We start from the raw sequence: 2,035 nt of genomic DNA on the forward strand, positions 1-2,035 counted from the left end.
AGTAAGGCCACAGACTGCTGTTTTCAAGGGCTGATGGGTTTTCGGACAAGCACTATCTACGCTATCGACTGAACGGCAAAAGGAACACGGTTAAGCTGGGTATGCATGGGGCAATCACAGCCGATCAAGCCAGAGAGTTGGCCAAGTCTATGGCCGGTGATGTTGCCAAAGGTGAAGACCTTGCTGTTAAAAGAAAAGAAGCCAGGGCGGAAGCAGTCAAGAAAAGCCAGCAAACTTTGAGAGCCTTTCTTGATGGTGGGTATCTGGAAGTAGCACCAGCAAAGACAGCAGCCGACACAGTGCCCAGGGTAAAGCGAAGCTTCAAAGAATTTCTGGATAAGCCAATGCCAGAAATAACCGCATGGCAGCTTGAGAAATGGAAGCGTGCTTACACAGGGAAAGCATCGGCGTGTAATCGGGAGCTTACCGCATTACGGGGAGTGTTTACCCGTGCGGTTAATGCTGGCCTGATAGACAAGTCACCAATGCCAGACGTTAAGAAACTTAAGGAGGATAAAAACAAAAAGATTCGATTTCTGACTGAGGCAGAAGAACAGCAGCTTTTAGCCGCAACAGAAACCCGGCAAGAAGAGCAAAGAGCCGAGAGGCTACGATTCATTAAGCATTGCGAAACCCGCACCAGAGAAGCACCAGAGCCGATTACAGGCAAGTTTACCGATCACATTATGCCTATGGTATTGGTTGCCCTGAATACTGGCTTAAGGCGAGGTGAGTTGTTTAACCTCAAAGTAAAAGACGTTGACCTATCGAGTAAACGACCATCCCTTACCGTTGTTGGTGAAGGAGCCAAGTCAGGCCAGACAAGACAGATCCCACTGAACGACACTGCATTTAACACCCTTGTTACCTGGCTGAATGAGAGCCAGCCCAGAGACCTTGTATTCCCAAGTCCTAAAACAGGTCGAAGGATGGATAACATTAAATCAGCATGGACAGCATTGAGAGAGCTGGCAGGATTACCAGACGTTCGCCTACACGACTTAAGGCATACATTCGGGACAAGGCTGGCACACGCACGAATAGACCTTGTAACCATCAAAGAACTTATGGGGCATGAAAGCCTTGAGACAACTGCCCGTTACTTACACACCAATGACGAGAGAAAATTAGAGGCTGTAGCTACCATCGGGTAGCCTTTACACTTCTTTACAATAAGAATAATCGTGTTCTCATACAGTGCCTTTATATGCCTCTTTCGTCCTCTTTCGTCCTCTTTTGTTTTCTCATGCACAAATAGGGGCTCGTTTTTTTTAAAACAACTACAGTTTTTGTCCATTTTGGGCAAAACCGGCTTTGTTTTTTCCTGGTGAACAGGTCAATATCATCGCAAGACAAGGCAACAGAAACCAAACAAACCTGTTTGAACCTTGTCTCCTATCTAGCATGACGCTTCAGGAATGGATCCGATTTTAAACTTTGATGAATTCGAAGAGGGGCTTCTTATGCCTAAAGAAAAGTCAGTCGCTATGGCTGTACTGGATACAGACCAGACATCCGGTTACATCGGCGTAGCTAAAACAGAAATTATCCAGGCTCGAATTACCGGGCAGCTATCAGGGCTGGAGCCGCCTCCTTTCATAAAGATTGGAAGGAGAGTCAGGTACAGGATTGTTGATCTGGATAACTGGCTAACAAATCAACCAGCTTTCAAGACTCTGGCAGAACAGGAGGCAGCTAACAGCAAGAGAACAAAGCAATGATCGCCCGGACTACACGCCACAAGACCGGACGAGAGTATTTAGGAGGGAGCTTACAGCGCCACACTGCAAGCCCCCTTTCAGCAATTCCAACGCACGCTAATACATTGGAGCGCATATTGTGAACCAAACACTGAACACTGACCACCCGATGGTAACAATGGTTACTCAGGTTCCCATGCCTGTAAAAGCATTAGAGCTTGTGAAAGACCTTACGCAGATCACCAGAAAGCTGTCTGCACTGAAAGAACAATTCCCACCCCGTAGCGAATGCGAGCAGATCACAGAAGACAACCGGCAGACTTGCCGGGATCTGA

The 2,035-nt window shown here is 47.3% G+C and carries 3 protein-coding genes; all 3 read left to right on the plus strand.

What is annotated here, in order from left to right:
- The first annotated feature begins 17 nt into the window (after positions 1 to 17).
- A complete protein-coding gene (locus tag KDK15_RS11620) occupies positions 18 to 1,154 on the plus strand; it encodes a site-specific integrase (RefSeq protein ID WP_257295523.1) in 1,137 nt (378 codons plus the stop codon).
- A 264-nt stretch (positions 1,155 to 1,418) separates the two neighbouring features.
- Positions 1,419 to 1,721 carry an AlpA family transcriptional regulator gene (locus KDK15_RS11625; protein ID WP_257295521.1) on the plus strand — a complete coding sequence of 101 codons (303 nt, stop codon included), beginning with the start codon at positions 1,419 to 1,421 and terminating at the stop codon, positions 1,719 to 1,721.
- Between the two features lie 118 nt (positions 1,722 to 1,839).
- On the plus strand, positions 1,840 to 2,035 hold a 196-nt coding region (locus KDK15_RS11630), incomplete at its 3' end, for a hypothetical protein (RefSeq protein ID WP_257295522.1).

Source organism: Endozoicomonas sp. YOMI1, assembly GCF_024606345.1.
Classification (GTDB): Bacteria; Pseudomonadota; Gammaproteobacteria; order Pseudomonadales; family Endozoicomonadaceae; genus Endozoicomonas.

Bases quoted from the DNA above. Each gene is read 5' to 3' on its own strand.
- KDK15_RS11625 (WP_257295521.1), top strand. From the start codon at position 1,419: ATGGATCCGATTTTAAACTTTGATGAATTCGAAGAGGGGCTTCTTATG.